Source organism: Nguyenibacter vanlangensis (assembly GCF_013376155.1).
GTDB classification, from domain to species: domain Bacteria; phylum Pseudomonadota; class Alphaproteobacteria; order Acetobacterales; family Acetobacteraceae; genus Gluconacetobacter; species Gluconacetobacter vanlangensis.
Map to the genome: position 1 here is coordinate 1 of NZ_JABXXP010001191.1, position 601 is coordinate 601.

Here is a 601-nt window from a genome sequence, read left to right on the forward strand (position 1 = left end):
GGCAGCAGGGCCGGCGGCGGGCCCTCATCCTCGACCGGCGGATAGGCTGTCTCGGCATAGGACGCGACCGGCGTGGCATAGCCGTATTCATGCAGCCCGCCGGGGTCGAAACCCGCCAGGGTTCCGGAGGGAGTTCCGGACGGGGCCGCCATGTCCGCCGCCGCCGGGCGCGAGTGTTGGGGCGCCTCCGCCAGCGGCGATTCGTCCAGCGTGCGCCGGATCGAGCCGTCGCCGTCGATGGCCTGCATGATCTGGTTGCGCACGTTGAAGCGCCGCATGCGGTTGAATTCGTCCCGCGCGGCGGTCAGGTCGGCATCGCGCACCATCTCATCGACATGGGACTGGAATTCGGCCGCCATCTTGCGGGCCTTCTTGATCAGGCCCGTGATGGTCCGGATCGCCACCGGCATGTCCTTGGGCCCGATCAGCAGCAGGGCGACCACCCCGATCAGCGCCATCTCGGACCAGGCGAAATTAAACATCGTCGGCCCCCTCGGCCAGTATCGTCACTCCGGCTTCCTCCCCGGACGCGCCTGCCTCCGCCGTCCCGGCACCCTGCGGCACGGCGGACCCGGCATGGGCGCGCAGCGCGGGGTTGTCG

At 70.2% G+C, this 601-nt stretch carries 1 protein-coding gene; it reads right to left on the minus strand.

Features of this window, described 5'->3' with window-relative positions:
* Nucleotides 1–482, minus strand: a 482-nt coding sequence (gene tatB / locus HUK84_RS23435; RefSeq protein ID WP_246285834.1) for a Sec-independent protein translocase protein TatB, incomplete at its 3' end; no start/stop codon positions are given.
* Nucleotides 483–601: the final 119 nt, after the last annotated feature.